At 70.1% G+C, this 18,207-nt stretch carries 16 protein-coding genes and 1 pseudogene; 8 read left to right on the top strand and 9 right to left on the bottom strand.

From position 1 onward, the window contains the following. Nucleotides 1-11: 11 nt before the first annotated feature. Both ACWCQ1_RS39730 and ACWCQ1_RS39725 read left to right on the top strand, forming a co-directional pair. Entirely contained in the window at nt 12-1,154 is a 1,143-nt protein-coding gene (locus ACWCQ1_RS39730) for a thiolase family protein (RefSeq protein WP_390695844.1), read from the top strand. Between the two features lie 45 nt (nt 1,155-1,199). Beyond that, a complete protein-coding gene (locus tag ACWCQ1_RS39725; protein ID WP_451028578.1) occupies nt 1,200-1,934 on the top strand; it encodes an SDR family NAD(P)-dependent oxidoreductase in 735 nt (244 codons plus the stop codon). On the opposite strand, the gene ACWCQ1_RS39720 is transcribed toward ACWCQ1_RS39725, so the two are convergent. Together ACWCQ1_RS39720 and ACWCQ1_RS39715 are read right to left on the bottom strand one after the other, a co-directional pair. After that, entirely contained in the window at nt 1,935-2,651 is a 717-nt protein-coding gene (locus tag ACWCQ1_RS39720; protein ID WP_390695842.1) for a GntR family transcriptional regulator, read from the bottom strand. It lies immediately after the preceding gene. Between the two features lie 204 nt (nt 2,652-2,855). Continuing rightward, nucleotides 2,856-3,569, bottom strand: a complete 714-nt coding sequence (locus ACWCQ1_RS39715; protein WP_451028577.1) for a VOC family protein — start codon at nt 3,567-3,569, stop codon at nt 2,856-2,858. Between ACWCQ1_RS39715 and ACWCQ1_RS39710 the strand changes: the two genes are divergently transcribed. Then, nucleotides 3,550-4,005 (top strand): LysR family substrate-binding domain-containing protein, encoded by a 456-nt coding sequence (locus tag ACWCQ1_RS39710; protein WP_451028576.1) that lies wholly within the window; start codon nt 3,550-3,552, stop codon nt 4,003-4,005. The genes ACWCQ1_RS39715 and ACWCQ1_RS39710 overlap by 20 nt on opposite strands. A gap of 226 nt (nt 4,006-4,231) precedes the next feature. On the opposite strand, the gene ACWCQ1_RS39705 is transcribed toward ACWCQ1_RS39710, so the two are convergent. From ACWCQ1_RS39705 to ACWCQ1_RS39695, 3 genes are all read right to left on the bottom strand, one after another. Further along, nucleotides 4,232-5,410: an acyl-CoA dehydrogenase family protein gene (locus tag ACWCQ1_RS39705; RefSeq protein ID WP_451028575.1), complete on the bottom strand. Its 1,179-nt coding sequence runs from the start codon at nt 5,408-5,410 to the stop codon at nt 4,232-4,234. A 26-nt stretch (nt 5,411-5,436) separates the two neighbouring features. Beyond that, nucleotides 5,437-6,510, bottom strand: a complete 1,074-nt coding sequence (locus tag ACWCQ1_RS39700) for a CaiB/BaiF CoA transferase family protein (RefSeq protein WP_451028601.1) — start codon at nt 6,508-6,510, stop codon at nt 5,437-5,439. Nucleotides 6,511-6,587: 77 nt separating this feature from the next. Continuing rightward, entirely contained in the window at nt 6,588-8,096 is a 1,509-nt protein-coding gene (locus tag ACWCQ1_RS39695; protein WP_390695838.1) for an aldehyde dehydrogenase family protein, read from the bottom strand. Between the two features lie 419 nt (nt 8,097-8,515). Here ACWCQ1_RS39695 and gabT point away from each other — a divergent pair, with 419 nt between their 5' ends. Then, entirely contained in the window at nt 8,516-9,892 is a 1,377-nt protein-coding gene (gabT, locus tag ACWCQ1_RS39690) for a 4-aminobutyrate--2-oxoglutarate transaminase (protein ID WP_451028574.1), read from the top strand. A gap of 7 nt (nt 9,893-9,899) precedes the next feature. On the opposite strand, the gene ACWCQ1_RS39685 is transcribed toward gabT, so the two are convergent. From ACWCQ1_RS39685 to ACWCQ1_RS39670, 4 genes are all read right to left on the bottom strand, one after another. Next, on the bottom strand, nt 9,900-11,426 hold the full coding sequence (locus ACWCQ1_RS39685) for a PucR family transcriptional regulator (protein WP_390695836.1): 1,527 nt from the start codon (nt 11,424-11,426) through the stop codon (nt 9,900-9,902). Between the two features lie 58 nt (nt 11,427-11,484). After that, on the bottom strand, nt 11,485-11,964 hold the full coding sequence (locus ACWCQ1_RS39680) for a dirigent protein (protein ID WP_390695835.1): 480 nt from the start codon (nt 11,962-11,964) through the stop codon (nt 11,485-11,487). A 2-nt stretch (nt 11,965-11,966) separates the two neighbouring features. Continuing rightward, nucleotides 11,967-13,442, bottom strand: a complete 1,476-nt coding sequence (locus tag ACWCQ1_RS39675) for an aldehyde dehydrogenase family protein (protein WP_451028573.1) — start codon at nt 13,440-13,442, stop codon at nt 11,967-11,969. Nucleotides 13,443-13,513: 71 nt separating this feature from the next. Then, nucleotides 13,514-15,031, bottom strand: a complete 1,518-nt coding sequence (locus ACWCQ1_RS39670; protein WP_390695833.1) for an APC family permease — start codon at nt 15,029-15,031, stop codon at nt 13,514-13,516. A gap of 201 nt (nt 15,032-15,232) precedes the next feature. On the opposite strand from ACWCQ1_RS39670, the gene ACWCQ1_RS39665 reads away from it, so the two are divergent. From ACWCQ1_RS39665 to ACWCQ1_RS39650, 4 genes and pseudogenes are all read left to right on the top strand, one after another. Beyond that, entirely contained in the window at nt 15,233-15,982 is a 750-nt protein-coding gene (locus ACWCQ1_RS39665; RefSeq protein ID WP_390695832.1) for a FadR/GntR family transcriptional regulator, read from the top strand. Between the two features lie 44 nt (nt 15,983-16,026). Further along, nucleotides 16,027-16,767: a cache domain-containing protein gene (locus ACWCQ1_RS39660; RefSeq protein WP_451028572.1), complete on the top strand. Its 741-nt coding sequence runs from the start codon at nt 16,027-16,029 to the stop codon at nt 16,765-16,767. A 534-nt stretch (nt 16,768-17,301) separates the two neighbouring features. Then, nucleotides 17,302-17,948 (top strand): annotated as a pseudogene (locus ACWCQ1_RS39655) (LysR substrate-binding domain-containing protein); the annotation flags it as partial. Between the two features lie 19 nt (nt 17,949-17,967). Further along, nucleotides 17,968-18,093: a hypothetical protein gene (locus ACWCQ1_RS39650; protein ID WP_451028571.1), complete on the top strand. Its 126-nt coding sequence runs from the start codon at nt 17,968-17,970 to the stop codon at nt 18,091-18,093. Nucleotides 18,094-18,207: the final 114 nt, after the last annotated feature.

Genomic DNA, 18,207 nt, shown 5'->3' with positions numbered 1-18,207 from the left:
ATGAGCAGATCATGAACGACGCCGTCATCGTCGCCGCCGTGCGCACCCCCGTCGGGAAGCGCGGCGGTGCGCTGTCGTCCATCCACCCGGCCGACCTGTCCGCCCATGTCCTCGAGGCCCTCGCCGAACGCACGGGAATCCACCCGGGGCTCGTCGACGACGTCGTGTGGGGATGTGTCAGCCAGGTCGGGGAGCAGACCTTCGACATCGCCCGCACCGCGGTGCTGTCAGCGGGCTGGCCCGAGTCCGTACCGGGGACCACGGTCGACCGTCAGTGCGGCTCCTCGCAGCAGGCCGTGCACTTCGGAGCCGCAGGACTCATAGCCGGCTACTACAACGTGGTCGTCGTCGGCGGCGTGGAGAACATGTCCCGGGTTCCCATGGGGTCCGCGGCGGCAACCGGCAACCCGCTGGGCGAGCGCTATGTCAAGCGGTACGGCCCGGAGTTCCCCAACCAGGGGATCGGCGCCGAGATGATCGCCGACGCGTGGGGGCTGTCCCGCACCCAGCTCGACGAGTTCGCGCTGACCTCGCACGAGCGCGCGGCCACCGCCACGGATGCCGGACTGTTCACCACGGAGATCGAACCCATCACGGCGGCCGACACAATCGTGACGACGGACGAGGGCATACGACGCGGCGGGACCCTCGACAAACTGAGCACCCTCCGCCCGGCGTTCCGCGAAGACGGCCGCGTCACCGCCGCCAACTCCTCGCAGATCTCGGACGGTGCGGCCGCGTTGCTGATGACGACGAGCGAGGCGGCGGCCGCTCTGGGTCTGACACCTCTCGCCCGCGTCCACACAGCGGTCGTCACCGGTTCCGCACCGATGCCGATGCTGACCGGCCCGATCCCGGCGACGCACAAGGTGCTGGCCAAGTCCGGAGTCGGCCTCGACGAGATCGGCGTCTTCGAGGTCAACGAGGCCTTCGCGTCGGTGGTGCTCGCATGGGCGGCGGAGTTCGAGGTGGACATGGCCCGGGTCAACCCTCGCGGCGGTGCCATCGCACTCGGCCATCCCCTGGGCGGATCGGGGGCCCGGCTGATGACCACCATGCTCCACCACATGCGCGCCGAGAACATCCGGTACGGCCTGCAGACGATGTGCGAGGGCGGAGGACAGGCCAACGCGACGCTCATCGAACTTCTCTGACCGCACGAACCCTGAAGCCCCCTCTTTTCCAGGAGAGAACTCCCGATGAATCTGTCCTTCGACTTCACCGGCCAGTCCGTGATCGTGACCGGCGGTGCGCGCGGTATCGGTCTCGAACTCGGCCGGTTCTTCGCCAACTCCGGTGCCGACGTCTTCCTCATCGACTACGACGGCGAGGAGGTCCGCAAGGCCGCGGCCGAGGTCGGAGCACGGGCCATCTCCGGTGACGTCAGCAATACCGAGGACATCGACCGGGCCGTCGAGCAGGTCATCGCCGAGACCGGCCGGATCGACGTCGTCGTCAACAACGCCGGAATCCTGCGCGACAAGGTCCTGTGGAAGCTCACGGACGACGACTGGGAGAGCGTCCTGGCCATCCACGCCGGCGGCACCTTCCGGCTGACCCGCGCCTGCGTTCCGCACTTCCGCGCCCGCGGATACGGCCGCGTCATCAACGTCACCTCCTACACCGGGCTGCACGGCAACACCGGTCAGGCGAACTACGCCACCGCCAAGGCGGGCATCATCGGATTCACCAGGACCGCGGCCAAGGAACTGGCCCGCTTCGGAGTCACCGTCAACGCGATCTCCCCCAACGCGGAGACCCGGATGGTCGCCTCCATCCCGGAGGACAAGAAGGCCGAACTCGCGGCCGGCATCCCGCTGGGCAGATTCGGCGAGGCTTCCGAGATGTGCGCCGCGGTGGGCTTCCTCGCCTCCCGCGAAGCGGGATACGTCACCGGCGTCGTACTGCCTGTCGACGGCGGGATCTCGATCTGATCAGGAGGCGCGTTCGATGTGCAGGGGCACCGACCGGATGGACTCCGCGCCCTGAAGAATCCGGTAGATCTCCGTCGCACCAACGTGAATCACTTTGAGGACCGCCTCCCGTGCACGTTTCTCATCGCGGGCCGCCAAAGCGTCGAAGAAGGCGCTGCGCCAGCGGACGTGAGTGCGGTCCAAGAAATTGTCATGCAGCAGTCCGAACCTGAAAACTCGTTCCACATGCGTCGCCAAGGGAAGCGTCATTTCCGTCATTACCGGATTTCCGCAAATCTGGACGAGGTAACGGATCGGCGCTGCCTTCATCATGTCAGGATTGAGTGCGGACGCGGGACGGCCGCCCGGTGCCGTCGTCGTCACCAATTCGGCGGCCGTGGCGATCTGCTCGTCAGTGGCGTTGCGGATGATCAGCACCACCAGCGACGGGGCGGTCAACTCGAAGGCTTCGAGGATGTCCTGGACGCTCTGCAGCGTCATCGGCGTGACCTGCCAGCCCTTGCGCTTCACCGGGCGGGCGAACCCGTCCGCCTCCAGGCGCTGCAGCGCCTGCATCGTCGGCGTCCGACCCAGGCCGAGCGACTCCGACAGCTCGGACGCCTTGATCCATGTCCCCGGCGCCAGTTCGCAGCTGACGATGGCCTCGCGGAGCGTCTCATAGGCCTTGTCGCTCATCGACTGCGCCTTGCTCTGCCTGCCGTCCCCATTCATCGTCATAGCTGTATTATAAACGAAGATCCGTGTGTACCGGACGGCTCCGTAGCCGACTTTTCGGCACTGTAATTCGTTCGAACTATTCAGCTTGTTCCCGCCGACCACACTGTGATCTCGCTCCGCGTTTCCACGTGGCACTACCGGCATCTCCGGCGAAGTGGCGAGGATATGGCACGGTCGGCCGGGAACAGCCGCATTGCCGGGAGGTCAGCCGAGTCCGTCGGCCCCCACCTGTACGGCGGACTCGTCCAGCACGGAGCTGCTCACCGGCTGCTGCCGACCGTCGAGGTCGAGGACCGGCGTCGCCTCCTTGTACCAGGACTCGATGACCGCGTTGCCCCAGAAGTCACGGCGGCGGTCGTCGTGGACGTTCCACCGGTACGTCTCGTGGTCGGGGTCACCGGTGTAGTAGTCGGAGGTGTAGATCTCCACCCGGTGGCCGTCGGGATCTCGCAGGTAGACGTAGAAGGCGTTGGAGACACCGTGCCGGCCGGGCCCGCGCTCGATGTGCTTCTCCTCGTGCAGCGCGCCGAAGATGTCGGCGGTGCGCAGCACCTGGTGGGACTCGTGGGTGGCCACCCCGAGGTGGTGCAGGCGGGGGCCCGCGCCACCGGTGAAGGCCACGTCGTGGACGGTCTGCTTGCGGTACATCCAGGCGGCGTACAGCTCGTGCTCGTCGCCCTCGATGGTCTCCGAGCAGCCGAAGCCGAGGGACTTGTAGTGGGCGTAGGCGGCGGGGATGTCGGGGGTGCAGATGTTGAAGTGGTCGAGGCGGGCGATCTGGGCGCCGCGGTGGAGGTCGTAACGCTGGATGAGGCGCTCACCACGCTCGATCTCGTGGAAGAACTCGACCGGGAAGCCGAGCGGGTCGACGACGCGTACGGCGTCCCCGACGCCGACCGTGCCCTCGCCCTTCTTCAACCGCCTGACGGGGCGGCCGAGTTCGGCGAAGAACTTGCGCAGGGACCGGCTGGTGGTGGCCGTACCGGTCGAGCACTCCCTCGCGCGCCGGAAACGCCTGCGCGTCACGGACCTCGCCGGCGCCGACCTGATCGTGCACTCCGCCGACCGCCGCTCCGTGATGTACGACGTCGTACTGGGCCTCCTGCGGGACGCCGGTGTCGAGCCGCACATTCGCCACGAGGTCGGCGAGACCTCTACGCTCGTCACGCTCGTGGCCGGCGGCCTCGGCGTAGCCGTCGTGCCCGAACCGGTGACCGCGCTGACGCTCGACGGTGTCACCTACGTGCCACTGACCGGGGCCGACGCCCTCGTGGAACTGGCCGTCGCCCACCGCACCGACCGCTCCGAGCCGCACCTGGCCCGTACCGTGGGAATCATCCAGGCGATGTTCTGAGACGGTCGGCGGCGCCGGACAAGGCCCCTCGCTCGGCGCGACAACCCTGCCCACGAGTCCCGCTCACGCCGTGACGTGGGCTGTCCGCTCAGCGCCCGCGACGGGGGGTGCGAAGGCTGGGGCAGGTCGTCCCGCCGGACGGCGTCGAGCCAGTCCGGCAGGCGCTCGCCATGAAGCTCGACGGGCACGGGAAGCCGGGACACACCTTCCTGACGGGGTGGGGGCATCAGCGGAACGCCGCGTGGCCGGTGAGGGCCTGCCCGATGACCAGGGTGTGCATCTCACTGGTGCCCTCGTAGGTCAGGACGGACTCCAGGTTGTTGGCATGGCGGAGCGGCGCGTACTCCACGGAGATGCCGTTCGCGCCAAGGACCGTACGGCATTCCCGCGCGATCGCGAGCGCCTCGCGGACGTTGTTGAGCTTGCCGAAGCTGATCTGTTCGGGGCGGATGCGGCCCTGGTCCTTCAGCCGGCCCAGGTGGACGGCGAGCAGGGCGGCGCTGCCCAGCGAGACGCTCATGTCGGCGAGCTTCTTCTGGGTGAGCTGGAAGGCGCTGATCAGGCGGCCGAACTGGACGCGCGAGTCGGCGTACTCGATGGCCGCCTGGAGCGAGTCGCGGGCCGCGCCGACCGCGCCGAACAGGATGCCGAAGCGGGCCTCGTTCAGGCAGGACAGCGGTCCGCGCAGGCCCTCCGCGTGCGGCAGCCGCGCCGCGGCGGGCAGCCGTACGTTGTCGAAGTACAACTCCGAGGTGACGGAGGCGCGCAGTGACATCTTCTGCTTGATGTCCTGGGTGGTGAAGCCGGGCGCGCCGCGCGGCACGAGGAAGCCGCGGATGCCGTCCTCGGTCTGCGCCCAGACGGTGGCCACGTCGGCGATGCCACCGTTGGTGATCCACATCTTGGAACCGTTGAGGATCCAGTCGCCGCCGTCGCGCACGGCCCGGGTGCGCATCCCGGCGGGGTTGCTGCCGAAGTCGGGCTCGGTCAGGCCGAAGCAGCCGATCGCCTCACCGGCCGCGAGCCGGGGCAGCCACTCCTGCTTCTGCTCTTCGGAGCCCCACTTCCAGATCGAGTACATCGACAGCGAGCCCTGCACGGAGACGAAGCTGCGGAAGCCGGAGTCCGCCGCCTCCAGCTCCAGGCAGGCGAGGCCATAGCTGACCGCGTTGGTGCCGGCGCAGCCGTAGCCTTCGAGGTGCATGCCGAGGACGCCCAACTTGCCGAGTTCCGAGGCGAGTTCGCGGGCGAAGTAGGCGTTCTCGAACCACTCGCCGATGTGCGGGCGGACCCGGTCGGCGAGGAACCTGGCGACGGTGGCCTGGATCTCGCGTTCCTCCTCGGTGAGGATGGAGGCGAGGTCGATCAGGTCGAGGGGGTCCTTCATCGGCTTGGCGCCGCTCATCGTGTACTCCAGGGGGTGAGTGTCGGTCAGGAGTCCAGCCAGTCCGCGATCTCGCCGGTGTGCTCGCCCAGCCGGGGTGGGCGGCGGGTATAGCGGGGCGGGGTGCGGGACAGGGAGATCGGGTTGGCGACGAGATCCATGGGAGATCCGTCGTCGTCGGTGACCGCGGCCCGAGGCGCGAGGCCGAGGCGTTCGGCGAGGTCGAACGCCTGGGCGAGGTCGTTGACCGGGCCGCAGGGCACGCCCAGGGGCGTGAGGTGCTCGAACCATTCGGCCGCCGTTCGGGTAGCGAGCAACTCGCCCAGCTTCTGGGCGAGTTCGTCGACATGTGTGACCCGTTCGGGGTTGGTGGCGAAGCGCGGGTCGTCGGCGAGGTCCGGCGCGCCGAGGCCCCGGCACAGGGCGGTGAACTGGCGGTCGTTGCCGACGGCGACGACCAGCGGCCGGTCCTTGGCCTGGTAGACCTCGTAGGGCGCGATGGAGGGGTGCCGGTTGCCCAGGATGCCCGGTACCCGGCCGGCCAGGGTGTATCCGGCGGCCTGGTTGACCAGGCTCGACAGCAGGGTGGAGAGCAGGTCGATCTCGATGTGCTGTCCCTCGCCGGTCGCGTCGCGGTGGCGCAGCGCGGCGAGCACACCTGTCGCCGCGTGCAGGCCGGTGAGCACGTCGACGAGGGCCACGCCGGTCTTCACGGGCTGTCCGGGGGCGGGGCCGGTGACGCTCATCAGCCCGCCGACGGCCTGGATCAGCAGGTCGTAGCCGGGCAGGGCGGCCCCCGGTCCGGCACCGAAGCCGGTGATCGAGCAGTACACGATGCCCGGGTTGCCGGAGCTGACCTGGTCGTAGCCGAGCCCGTGTCGGCGCATGGTGCCGGGCCGGAAGTTCTCGAAGAGCACGTCAGCGCGGCGCGCCAGTTCGCTCGCGCGCCGGCGGTCCCTCTCGTCGCGCAGGTCGAGCGCGAGGGAGCGCTTGTTGCGGTTGACGGAAAGGAAGTAGGTGGCCTCGCCGTGGGCGTGGGGCGGGCCCCAGGCCCGGGTGTCGTCCCCGGCGGCGGGGTGCTCGACCTTGATGACATCGGCGCCGAGGTCGGCGAGGAGCATGGTGGCGTACGGCGCGGCGAGCACGCGGCCGAAATCGGCGACGAGCACGCCGCTCAGCGGCAGCGTCGAGGGCGTCGTCACGGCGTCGGTCCTCCGGAGCTGCGCAGGTACACCGTCTTGGAGCGGGTGAAGAACTCACGTGCCGCGCGGCCCTGTTCCTTCGGTCCGTACGCGCTCTGCTTGACGCCGCCGAACGGCACATGCGGATCGGCGCCCGCCGTCTCGGAATTGATGTGCAGCACGCCTACGTCCATGTGGTCCATCGCGGCGGTGACGGCCCGCAGATCGTCGGTGAAGAGGGCCGCGGAGAGGCCGAAGTCGCTGTCGTCGGCGAGGGCGAGTGCTGCCCGGACGTCCGGGGCACGGCGGACGGCGAGGACGGGGCCGAACAGCTCCTCGCGCCAGAGCGGGTCGTCGTCGGCCAGTTCGACCACGGTGGGCTGGACGAAGGCTCCGCCCATGCGGTCGTCGTCGTAGCGGCGGCCGCCTGTGAGGATGTCGACGCCGGGGCGTTCGGCTGCGGCGTCCACGGCCTGCTGGATGTCGTCCCGGGCCTGGATCGAGACGACGGGCCCCATCTCGGTGGTCTCCTCCAGCGGGTCGCCGACCCGCAGGGCGGCGACCCGCTTGGTGAGCCGGTCGAGGAACTCGTCGGCGACGGGCTCCTGCACGATGAGCCGGGAGGTCGCGGTGCACTTCTGCCCCGCGGACCGGAAGGCGCCGGCCAGCACCTCCTGTACGGCGAGGTCGAGATCGGCGTCGGCGAGCACCACGGCCGCGTTCTTGCCGCCCATCTCGGTCTGGACGGGCCGGGCCAGCCGCCCACAGGCAGCGATCAGACCACGTCCCACCGAGGTCGAGCCGGTGAAGGTGACCGCGTCGACGCCCGGGTGTTGGACCAGCCGGCCGCCGAGGCTGCCGCTTCCGATGAGCAGGGAGAGGACACAGTCCGGCAGCCCGGCCTCGACCAGCGCCTCGGCCAAGCGCATGGCGAGCAGCGGCACCAGGCTCGCAGGCTTCCACACGACGGTGTTGCCGTAGGCGAGCGCGGGGGCGATCTTCCAGGCCGGGATCGCGATGGGGAAGTTGAACGGTGTCACCACCGCCACAACGCCGACCGGCCGATGGATCACATGGATCTGCTCGCCGGGGCGGGGCGAGGCGAAGACCTCGCCGACCGGGCGGGATCCCTCCCCGGCGTAGTAGCGGAAGATCTCCGCGGCCCGGCGTACCTCACCGATACCCTCGGCCCGGGTCTTGCCCTCCTCCCATGCCAGTTCCTCGCCCCACCGCTCCGCGTGAGTGTCGATGACCTCGCCGGCGCGATCGAGGATGCGGCCGCGGGCCTGGGGCGGGGTGGCGGCCCAGCGGAGGAAGGCGTCCCGGGCGGACTCGACGGCCTGGTCGAGTTCGTGGTCCTGAGCCAGCCATCCGACTGCCACGGTCTCACGGGGGCGTGCCGGGTTGAGGTCAACGACGTCCTCGCCGTCGCCGGTCCGCCACTCCCCCGCGACGAGATGGCGCAGCGTCCGGACCTGCCGGACCGCTCCGGCCCGCCCTGTGCTGCTGCCTGCGGTGGATCGCATCGGCACTCCTTCCGGGAGGTCCTGGTACGCCGCTGGAGCCCCAGGGCGCGGCGGGCTGGGTGAGGCCGTCATTGTGCGGGGGTCCACGGCCCCGGCGCATTGGACGAAACGGCCCGTCCTGGGCTGTCCCGGCACGCCGATCCGTCAATGGTGCGGGGCCCGCGGTGGTGAGCCCCGGACTGCCGGGGCACCCCCAGGCCCCGGCACGACTCCGATCAGACGAACTGGATGGCTCGCTTTACGGCGGCATCGCTCTGCGGCATCGGTCAAACGAACCAGTTCGTTGATGTGAGACCCGGATCGCGCTGGACGAGATGTCCCGCCGCACGCGCCCGGAACACGCCCTTCCGTCCATGTTCTGCGTCCCCCGCCCGTGTTTGGCTCGGCGCTCCCAACCCCGTAAACCCGGAGGACGTTTCATGCCCCGTGCATCCCAGCCGGCCGGCGGCCCCGACCTCGCGCAGGTCCGGCGGGTCGTCAGCGAGATCCCCGGCCCGCGCTCCCGTGAACTGCTGGCCCGTCAGCGGACGGTGGTGCCGGCCGGTGTCGGCGCCGCCCTGCCCGTGTTCGTGGCGGCGGCCGGCGGCGGAGTGATCGTCGACGCGGACGGCAATTCCTTCATCGACTTCGGCAGCGGCATCGCCGTGACCACGGTCGGCAACTCCGCCCCGGCGGTGGCGGAGCGCGCGGCCGCGCAGCTGCGCCGCTTCACCCACACCTGCTTCCTGGTCAATCCGTACGAGTCCTACCTGGACGTGTGCGAGAAGCTGAACGAACTGACCCCCGTGCCCGGCGAGAAGCGCACGATCCTCGTCAACTCCGGTGCCGAGGCCGTGGAGAACGCCGTCAAGATCGCCCGTGCCGCCACCGGCCGTCCCGGCATCGTCGTCTTCGACCACGCCTTCCACGGCCGCACGCTGCTCACGATGAGCCTCACCGCCAAGAACAAGCCCTACAAGCAGGGCTTCGGCCCCTTCGCGCCCGAGGTCCACCGCGCCCCGATGGCATATCCGTACCGCTGGCCCACCGGCCCCGCCCGGTGCGCCGAGGAGGCGGCGTATGCGCTTGCCGACCTGCTCGACCGCCAGGTGGGAGCGGAAAACGTGGCCGCTGTCCTGGTCGAGCCGATCCAGGGCGAGGGCGGCTTCGTCGTCCCGGCTCCCGGATTCCTGACCAGCGTCGCCAATATCTGCCGGGCCCGCGGCATCCTGCTCGTCGTCGACGAGATCCAGGCCGGCATCGCCCGTACCGGCCGGATGTTCGCCTGCGAACACGAGGGCATCCAGCCCGACCTGATCACGACCGCCAAGGGACTCGCCGGTGGACTCCCGCTGGGCGCGGTGACCGGCCGGGCCGAGCTGATGGACGCGGTTGCGGCGGGCGGTCTGGGCGGGACCTTCAGCGGCAATCCGGTGGCCTGCGAGGCGGCGCTGGGTGTCTTCGAGGAGATCGAGGCGCACGATCTGCTGGAGCGGGCCCGGGAGATCGGCGACACCATGCTGGAGCATCTGGGCGAGCTCGCCGACGCGCACGACGTGATCGGTGACGTACGGGGCCGGGGTGCCATGATCGCGATCGAGTTGGTCGAACCCGAGGGCGACCGGGTGCCCGCTCCCGACCTCGCCGCCCGGGTGGCCCGGCGCTGCCACGCGGACGGGCTGCTGGTCCTGACCGCCGGCAGCTACGGCAACGTGCTGCGGTTCCTGCCACCCCTGTCGATCTCCGACGCCCTGCTGCAGGAGGGGTTGGCCATCCTGGGAGAGGCCATCGCCAAGGAGGTGTCCTCGGCCGGGTGACCTTCCGTCAGCCGGTTCGGTCGCTGCCGGCGGACGCCTGCCAGGCGGACAACGCCAGCAGGAGTTCGGCGCGCACGTGCGCCGAGTCCAGGTCCGCGCCGAGCAGGCTCCGCACCCGCTCCATGCGGCTGCGCAGGGTGTGCCGGTGCACGCCGAGGGCCGCCGAGGCCGCCTCCCAGCCGCCGTTGTGCTCCAGGAAGGTACGCAGCGAGACGAGCAGGTCGGTGCCGTGTGCGGTGTCGTACGCGGCGAGGGGAGCCAGCTGCGCCTTGGCCAGCGTCGCGAGGATTCTTCTCGTCTCCGGGGTGGCGGCGAGCAGCCGACCCGCCAGGGACTCGAAGGACACGACGGCCAGGCTGTCGCGGGCCTCGGCGACCGACGCGGCGTTCAGGGCTTCGGACAGCGCCGCGGGTCCGTCGGCCAGGTCGTGGACGGCGCTCAGCCCGGCCCAGGTGCGCGACCTGAGCCAGGCCCGTGCGCCGTCCGTAACTGTCTGCGCCGTGACCGCGTGGCCGGCCGGCAGCAGCACCGCCGCGCACCCGCCGTGCCCGCGGCCGAACAGAGGCAGACCGCGCTCGGCCAGTTCCGTCCCCACGGCCTGAAGGGCCCGACGGGGGCTGCCGCCGCGCAGGACGAGGACGCGGATGCCGTCGCGCACGGGGAAACCCGCCTCGGTGAGGTGGTCCAGGGCGGCCGATGCGGTGACCGAGCCGTCCAGCAGCAACCGCAGGAACAGCGCGTTGACGCGGTTCTGCTCCTCGCGCAGCCGCTGGGGCTTCTCCGCCTCCAGGGCTGCCAGTGAGGCGGCGTGCCCGAGCAGGAGGTGGTCGACCGGTGTGAGGGCCCGGTCAGCGGCCAGGACCAGCCGGCCGTGGGCACGCGGTCCGACGCGGACCTGCTGCACGGCGACCACTCCGTCCTGGCCGCTGCTGACCGACGCCACCGCCTGCTCCGGGGAACGGAGTGCGGCCTCGGGCGCCGCGGCGTCGGGCGGATGGGTCGCGCGCACCTTGCCGTCATGGTCCAGGAGGACAACGGACGTGCCGGTGGAGACGGCCAGCTCCCGCACCACCGCCTGGGCCCCGCCGTGCAGCGCGGCGCGGGTCATCTGCGGCTGGATGCGTGAGGCCCGTACGACGCCCTCGTACTGCTGCTCGGCCAGGCGTTCCATGACCGCCTTGGTGACGGCCACGAACGGGGTGGGAAGCGGCACTTCCAGGAGTGGCAGCCCTGCCTCCTCGGCCGCGCCGACGAGCGCCTCGGGCACCTGCTCGTGCGACAGTCCGACCCCGAAGCCGACGGCGGCCACCCCGGCCTTCACCAGGCGGCCGACATAGTTCTCGCAGGCGGCCGAGTCCGCCGTCAGCCTGAGCCCGGTGGTGAGCAGCAGCTCACCACCGGCCAACCACGGTGCCGGGTCGACGAGTTCGATGCTGTGCGCCCAGACCACGTCCCGGTCCGGGCCGCCGCGTCCGGCCAGCACCCGCAGACGCAGATCCTGACGCCGTATCAGCCAGGCAAGCGGTACACCCACCGCCCTCACCGTCCATGACATTCAGAAAGAGAGGTAAAGCGTTGCCGCCATGGGCCGGTCAGCGCTCCACCGCGAACGTGAAGTCGTACGCGCTGCCCTTGGCGTCACGGGCGTGCAGGTGCATCTGCCCGCGCGCCGTGCGCCACATGCCCGTTCCGCCGGTGATCGCGAGCGTGGAGTCGGCCGCGTCGTAGAACGGCCCTTGGACGACGATCGATCCGCCGTTCAGCGTCGTCGTCCAGTTGCACTCCCATGCCGTGCCGACCTTGGTGCGGACGCAGGAGCCCTGGTCGCTGCCGACCCGGTGTCCAGCCGTGTCGAACACGGGGTTTCCGAAGGCCAGGGTGTCGCCCAGGCTGTCTCCGTGCGGTCCGAGGTCGACGACCGTGTCTGTGTCGGCGTGCTCGATCAGTGTGAAGACGGCGGGGCCGCCACGGTGACCCGCTGTTCTGTCGCCGGCCTGCGCCACGGAGACACCGGCGACGAGGACCGCGCAGGCAGTGGCCGCGAGAACAGTGGCGAGACGGGGCTTCCTCATGGTCACCAGCCCCCTTCGGCACGCCGGTCGTAGCGCAGTTCGCCGTCGCCCAGGTCGAAGACGAGCAGCTTGGACTCGGTGAAAGTGTCGAGGAACCAGCCGGAGAGTTCACGGCCGACGCCGCTCTTGCCGGTGCCGCCGAACGGGGCGAGCTGGTCCCAGTAGTTGCTGGTCTCATTGATGTTGACCGTGCCGTGCTGCAGGGCCTCCCCCACCCGCCAGGCGGTGGCCAGGTCCCGGGTCCACAGGGATGCGATCAGGCCGAGGTCGCTGGAGTTGGCGATCTCCACGGCCTCCTGCACCGAGGAGACCTTGATGACGGGGGCGACCGGGCCGAAGGTCTCCTCCTGGGCGATGCGCATCTCGGGCGTGACGCCGGTGAGGATCGTGGCCGGGAAGAACAGGCCTTCCTCCTTGCCGAACTGGACGACGTCCGCTCCCCTGTCGCGGGCGTCCGCCACATGTTCGGCGATGCGCCGGAGGGTGGCCTCGTTGCGGACGGGGCCCATGTCGGTGTCTTCCAACGCCGGGTCGCCGACGCGGAGTTGGGCGGCGCGGGCGGTCAGCTTGGTGACGAACTCGTCGTGGACGTCCTCATGGACGAGGAGCCGTTCCGCCGAGGTGCAGACCTGTCCGGCGAAGTAGAAGCAGCCGTTGACAGCGGCATCGACGGCGGCGTCGATGTCCGCGTCGGGGAGGATCATGAAGGGGCCGTCGCCGCCGAGTTCGAGCAGGTGCGGGCGGAGGGCGGCGGCGCGGGCGATGCGTTCGCCGGTGGCGGTCGACCCGGTGAAGAACAGGCCGTCGACGCCCGGGTGGTCGACGAGGGCGGCTCCGACGTCGCCGAGCCCGTGCACGACGTTGATCACGCCGTCGGGCAGGCCGGCCTCGGTGAAGATCTCCGCTACGAGGTTGCAGCTGATCGGGGCGTACTCCGAGGGCTTCCAGACGGCCGTGTTGCCGGCCGCGACGATGTGCGCCAGCGCGATCGAGGAGATGTCGGTGGGGAAGTTGTACGGGGTCACGACGCCGACGACGCCGAGCGGGCGGTAGTTCATGACCAGCCGCTTGTTGTTGGTCTGCTCCTGGGTGGAGGGGAACGACAGGCCCCGGTGGCGCAGGACCTCCTCACCGGCCTTCTGCCAGGCGGGGGCCGCGTACTCGATGACCTCCTCGCGGGCCTCCGCGACGGTCTTGCCGATCTCCAGCGTCAGCACTCGGGCGACGTCCTCCGCGCGCTCGGCGAAGAGCGCATGGACCCGGCGCAGGATCTTGACCCGTTCGATGAGGGGCGTGGCGGCCCATCCGGGCTGGGCCCGGCGGGCGGCGGACACGGCGCGGGCGATGTCCTGGGCGTCGCAGCGGGTCACCTCGGCGATCAGCTCACCGGACTGCGGGGAGTGCACCGGGAAGCTGCCCGCGGCGCCGTCCAGCCACGAGCCGTCGACAAGCGCCTTCGTGGGCAGGGTTGGGGACATGTTCGTTCCACCTTCGAATCTCGGCGTCGCGTCGCGCGCGACGGTGGGAAGGGAAAGCCGGGTCTGCGTGCTCAGACGGAGGCGGGCGACGAGGACGGCTCGTGCGCGTCCGGAGCGGCCAGCGCGTCCCCCGCCGGGGCGTCTCCCCGCTCGTGCGGCTTGGCGACGGCCATGTACAGGGCGCCCACGCCCACTACGACGGCGCCGCTGACCAGCACGATGTAGTTGTCGTACCAGGGCGTGCCGGGCGTGCGCGGCCAGCTCATGTTGACGAGCGCGACGACGCCGTAGACCAGGGCGCCGATGGTGACCGGAAGTCCCCACCGCTCCAGCCGGTACTCGCCGGAAGGCCGCCAGCCGCGCAGCCGCGCCCGCAGGGAGGCGAGAACAACCATCTGGAAGGCGAGGTAGATGCCGAGGGTGGAGAAGGAGATGATCTTCACCAGGGCGTCGGCGGAGTACGCGGACCCCACGATGATCAGCCCGGGAAGGAGCGCCGCGAGCAGCAGGGCGTATGGCGGCACCCGCAGCCGCTCGGAGAACGCCGCCAGCACTCGGCTGCCGACGATCATCCGGTCCCGGGCGAAGGAGTAGGTCAGCCGGCTGGCCGCCGCCTGCAGACTCATCGCGCAGGAGATGAAGGAGAGCAGGACGACGACCAGGACGGCGCGGGCACCGCCGCTGCCGAAGGCGTCGGTGAGCACGGTGGTCACCGGGTCGGCGTCCTTGCCCGAGATCACCGCGCCGAAGTCGCTGACGGAGAGGATGAGGGCAAGGCACACCGCGGTCGCGGCGGCACCGCCGATGTAGATGGTGCGCCGCATCGAGGTCGGGATCCGCCTGCCGGGGTTCGGGACCTCCTCGGCCACGTCGCCGCACGCCTCGAAGCCGTAGTACTGGAAGACGCCGATGAGCGAGGCGGCCGCGAAGGCGTAGAGGTACGAGTGGCTGCCCTGGGAACCGAAGCTGTCGAACAGCACGCCCAGTCCGTGGTGACGGTTGGCGATCAGCAGCCAGGCACCCACCACGACGGCCCCGACGATCTCGGCCACGAAGCCGAACACGGCGACGGCGGAGAGCACCTTGGTGCCGCCGAAGTTGATGACCGTGGCGAGCAGGAGCAGTCCCAGTGCGCAGAGGATCGTCGTGGTGGTGCTGGAGGCGAAGCCGAACACCGCGGCCACGTACGGTCCGGCGCCGTATGCGACCGCCGAGATGGTGGAGAGCAGGGCGAGGAGGTAGATCCAGCCGGTCATCCAGCCCCATTTGCGGCCCCACAGCCGCCGGGCCCACGGGTACACCCCGCCGGCCACCGGGAATTCGGCGACGACCTCGCTGAAGACCAGGGCCACCAGCAGCTGGCCGACGCCCGCGATGACGAAGGCCCAGATCATCGGCGGGCCGCCCGCCATCAGGGAGGCCGCGAACAGGGTGTACACGCCGACGACCGGCGAGAGATAGGTGAACCCCAGCGAGAAGTTCGCCCACAGGCTCATGTCCCGCTTGAACTCGGACTCGTAACCGAGAGCGGCAAGTCGCTGGGCGTCGGCGTCTGCAGGGGACGGCGGAGACTGCGTGGCGTCGTTCATCGACGGGCTCCTTGAGGGAAACACGCTGCTGAGCGGGGTGTCGGCAGGACCGGGGCCGTGGGGGAGGCCGACGAGGACCGGGAGGGGTCCGGCATGTCGAATGCGCGAAAACCTACTACATTGGAGTTCAAAGGACAACGGTTTGACTGTTAGGCTGGAAACGATCTCTCGTTACGGACTTTGACCTTTGAGGAGGGGGCCGTGGCGGCAGTGGAGGGCCGCTCGCCGGTGATGAGCGCCGTCTTCGCGCCCCTGAGCGACTCCGGACGGGCGGACATGGTGATCCGCCGGATCGCCGAGGCGGTCACCATCGGGCTGATGGCCGAGGGGGAACAGCTTCCCAGCGAAAGTGACCTCGCCTGCCAGCTCGGTGTCGCCAACGGCACCGTCCGCGAGGCCCTGGCCATGCTGCGCGAGCAGGGACTCGTCGAGACGCGGCGCGGCCGTAACGGCGGGAGTTTCATCCGCAGCCCGGAGGAGGGACTCACCAGGATCCACCAGGCCCGTCTGAGGGAACTGGGCATCTCGGAGCTGCGCGATCTCGGCGACGAGCAGTTCGCCGTTTCGGGGACCGTGGCCCGTTTCGCCGCCGAACGGGCCCCCTCGGACCTGGCGATGAGCCTGGACCGCCTGGTCACGGCCCTGCGCAAGGCCGAGTCCCCCGCCGAACGGCGCAAGGCCGACGCCCGTTTCCACATCGAGTTGGCCGTGGCCACGCAGTCCGTCCGGCTGACACGGCTGGAGGTCCGCCTGCAGGCGGAACTCGGGCCGCTGCTGTGGCTGCCGGACGGCGACGGGCCCGACGCGTCCGCCTTCGCCGACCAGCATCACGAGATCCTGGTGGCCGTCATGGCCGGAGACGCCGCGGAGGCGCGCCGCCTCGCCGAGGAACACACCATCACCGGCGCTCGCCATCTGGTACGCACACACCTACGGTTGACCGATGCCTGACCCGTTGGCGCCCCCCGCGCCGCCCTCCTTGACGGAGCACAGTGATGACCAGCACCCCAGCCACCGGCATCGTCCGGTGCAGCGAATCCATCCGGGACGCGGTGGAATCCGTCTTCTCGGCGCTGGCCGTCCTGGAGGCCGAGGCACGTGAACACCTGAGCACGGCCGGCCGGAAGGGCAGGCATCCCGGGACGAGCGACCTCGCCGCCGTGCGGCCGACGATCCAGGACCTGCTGCGCGAGCAGGGCGAGCTGTTCAACGGCACCGGTGTGGTCATGACACCCGACGCGCTCGTCGATGTCGCCTTCCACCTCGAGTGGTGGCAGCGCACCGGAGACCAGGGCTCCCGGCCCCTGCGGCTGAACCTGGATCCGCGAAGTGAGAGCTTCTACGACTACACCCTCAAGCCCTGGTTCGTGATCCCCCGCGACGAAGGCCACGGCACGGTCATGGGTCCGTACGTCGATCTGCACTGCGCCGGCCTCTACATCCTGACCTTCACACGGCCCCTGACAGTGGACGGTGAGTTCGCGGGGGTCGTCGGGGCCGATGTCCCGGTGGCCGCCTTCGAGCAGCTCGTCGCCCCCTCACTCAAGCACCTGGGCGGTGAAGCGGTGGTGATCACCAGCGAGGGCCGGGTCCTCGCCGCGAACACGCCCACGTGGGCCGTCGGGGAGATCGCTCGCGAATTGCTGGGCCATGGAGCCGCATTGGAGCAGGCGGCCGTGCCCACCCCGGAAGTCGACTGGAGCGTGATCCGCGTGGAGTCCCCGGCCACCGGCTGAGTGAGGACGGCGCAGGCCGCAAGCAGCCGGCCTGTCCAGCAAGGCCGCCAGCACGGTCGTCCCTGTGGCTGCGGCCCGCCGAGCGCTCGCGGTGGGCGCACCATCGGTTATCGAGTTCAGCCAGAGCGGGTCGACAAGAAGACACGCCGTACATGTACTTCCGAATGCATCCGACACCTGAATGTCCACTACAGACCGGCGTCCAAGGCTGCGCCGTTCTCGCGATCGGTGGGAATGATCGCGTGAGTCCGACGGTCGCTGGCGGCCAGGTCATGTCCCGTCCGTGATGGGGAGACCCGGACCGGATCGTGCTGATGGGCCATTCGGCCGGCGCCACGAACGCGGCGTCGTACTTGGCCGGTGACGGTGGGGCCGACGCGGAGAACCTGGCCGGCGCGGTCCTGCTCTCGGGGATCTACGATCCGCAGACCGCGGAGCCCAATTTCAAGCTCACGGTCTACTACGGCGAGGACGCCTCCAAGTACGTCGAGCAGTCGGCCGTCTCCGGGCTCGTGCGCTCGCAAGTCCCGACGCGAGGAGCACGATTTCACCCTGGCGGCCTCCGACTACGCGGTCGCCGTCTTCGGGGCCGCGCTCGCCCGCGCCCTTCACCACAGGACTCCCGGCATCCGGCTGCGCTTCACCCAGACCCCGCCCGGCATGGTCGAGAACGCCGCCACGATCCTGAGTACCACCGACGGCCTGCTCATGCCGCACGGCATCATCAGCGACTTCCCGGCCACCGAGCTCTACGAGGACTAGTGGGTCTTCCTCGTCGCCGAGGACAACACCGAGGTCGGCGAACATCTCACCCGGAAGGACCTGACCCGGCTGCCCTGGGTCACTACGACGCCCCGGCCGTCCGCCAGCTCGGCATGCTCGGCATCGAACCGAGGGTCGAGGTGTCCGTGGACAGCTTCCAGGCACTGCCCTTCCTGGTCGCGGGCACCCACCGCATCGCCCTCGTCCAGAAGCTCCTCGCCGAGCGCTTTCGAAGCGTCGCCCCGGTGCGGATCATCGAGCCGCCCTATGAGGCCGTCCCCCTCCGGGAGGCCCTGTGGTGGCACCCGGTCCACGCCCGCGATGCCGCGCACATCTGGCTACGTGATACGGCAGCGAGGGTCGCGGCAGCCCTCCCGGGGCAGGTGCCGCTACCATCCGAGCATCCACAGGCCGGATGAACGCGCGCTGGGGCCGTGCGTGGACGAGAAGAGCAAGATGCAGGCCATCGACCGCCCCGCGCCGATCCTCCCCGCCCTGCCCACCACCACGGCCAGGATGAGCCACGACTATGAGGGGCCTCGCGTTTTCCGGACAGGCTTCTGACCGTTTATTTCACGCGGCGATTCGCAACTTCTCGTACTCGGCGTGGACTTCGCGCGGAGGGCGGTAACCCACCGCCGAGTGGAGGCGTTTGCGATTGTACCAGAATTCGATGTA

This window comes from Streptomyces sp. NPDC002144 (assembly GCF_053593695.1).
The sequence above is the reverse complement of the archived record's forward strand: the minus strand, read 5'-3'. Positions and strand labels throughout refer to the sequence as shown.

Coding starts and splice junctions, on each gene's coding strand:
- ACWCQ1_RS39680 (WP_390695835.1), bottom strand. CDS start 11,964: ATGAGGAAGCCCCGTCTCGCCACTGTTCTCGCGGCCACTGCCTGCGCG.
- ACWCQ1_RS39705 (WP_451028575.1), bottom strand. CDS start 5,410: ATGAGCGGCGCCAAGCCGATGAAGGACCCCCTCGACCTGATCGACCTC.
- ACWCQ1_RS39720 (WP_390695842.1), bottom strand. CDS start 2,651: ATGACGATGAATGGGGACGGCAGGCAGAGCAAGGCGCAGTCGATGAGC.
- gabT (WP_451028574.1), top strand. CDS start 8,516: ATGCCCCGTGCATCCCAGCCGGCCGGCGGCCCCGACCTCGCGCAGGTC.
- ACWCQ1_RS39695 (WP_390695838.1), bottom strand. CDS start 8,096: ATGCGATCCACCGCAGGCAGCAGCACAGGGCGGGCCGGAGCGGTCCGG.
- ACWCQ1_RS39730 (WP_390695844.1), top strand. CDS start 12: ATGAACGACGCCGTCATCGTCGCCGCCGTGCGCACCCCCGTCGGGAAG.
- ACWCQ1_RS39660 (WP_451028572.1), top strand. CDS start 16,027: ATGACCAGCACCCCAGCCACCGGCATCGTCCGGTGCAGCGAATCCATC.
- ACWCQ1_RS39675 (WP_451028573.1), bottom strand. CDS start 13,442: ATGTCCCCAACCCTGCCCACGAAGGCGCTTGTCGACGGCTCGTGGCTG.
- ACWCQ1_RS39670 (WP_390695833.1), bottom strand. CDS start 15,031: ATGAACGACGCCACGCAGTCTCCGCCGTCCCCTGCAGACGCCGACGCC.
- ACWCQ1_RS39700 (WP_451028601.1), bottom strand. CDS start 6,510: ATGCTCCTCGCCGACCTCGGCGCCGATGTCATCAAGGTCGAGCACCCC.
- ACWCQ1_RS39725 (WP_451028578.1), top strand. CDS start 1,200: ATGAATCTGTCCTTCGACTTCACCGGCCAGTCCGTGATCGTGACCGGC.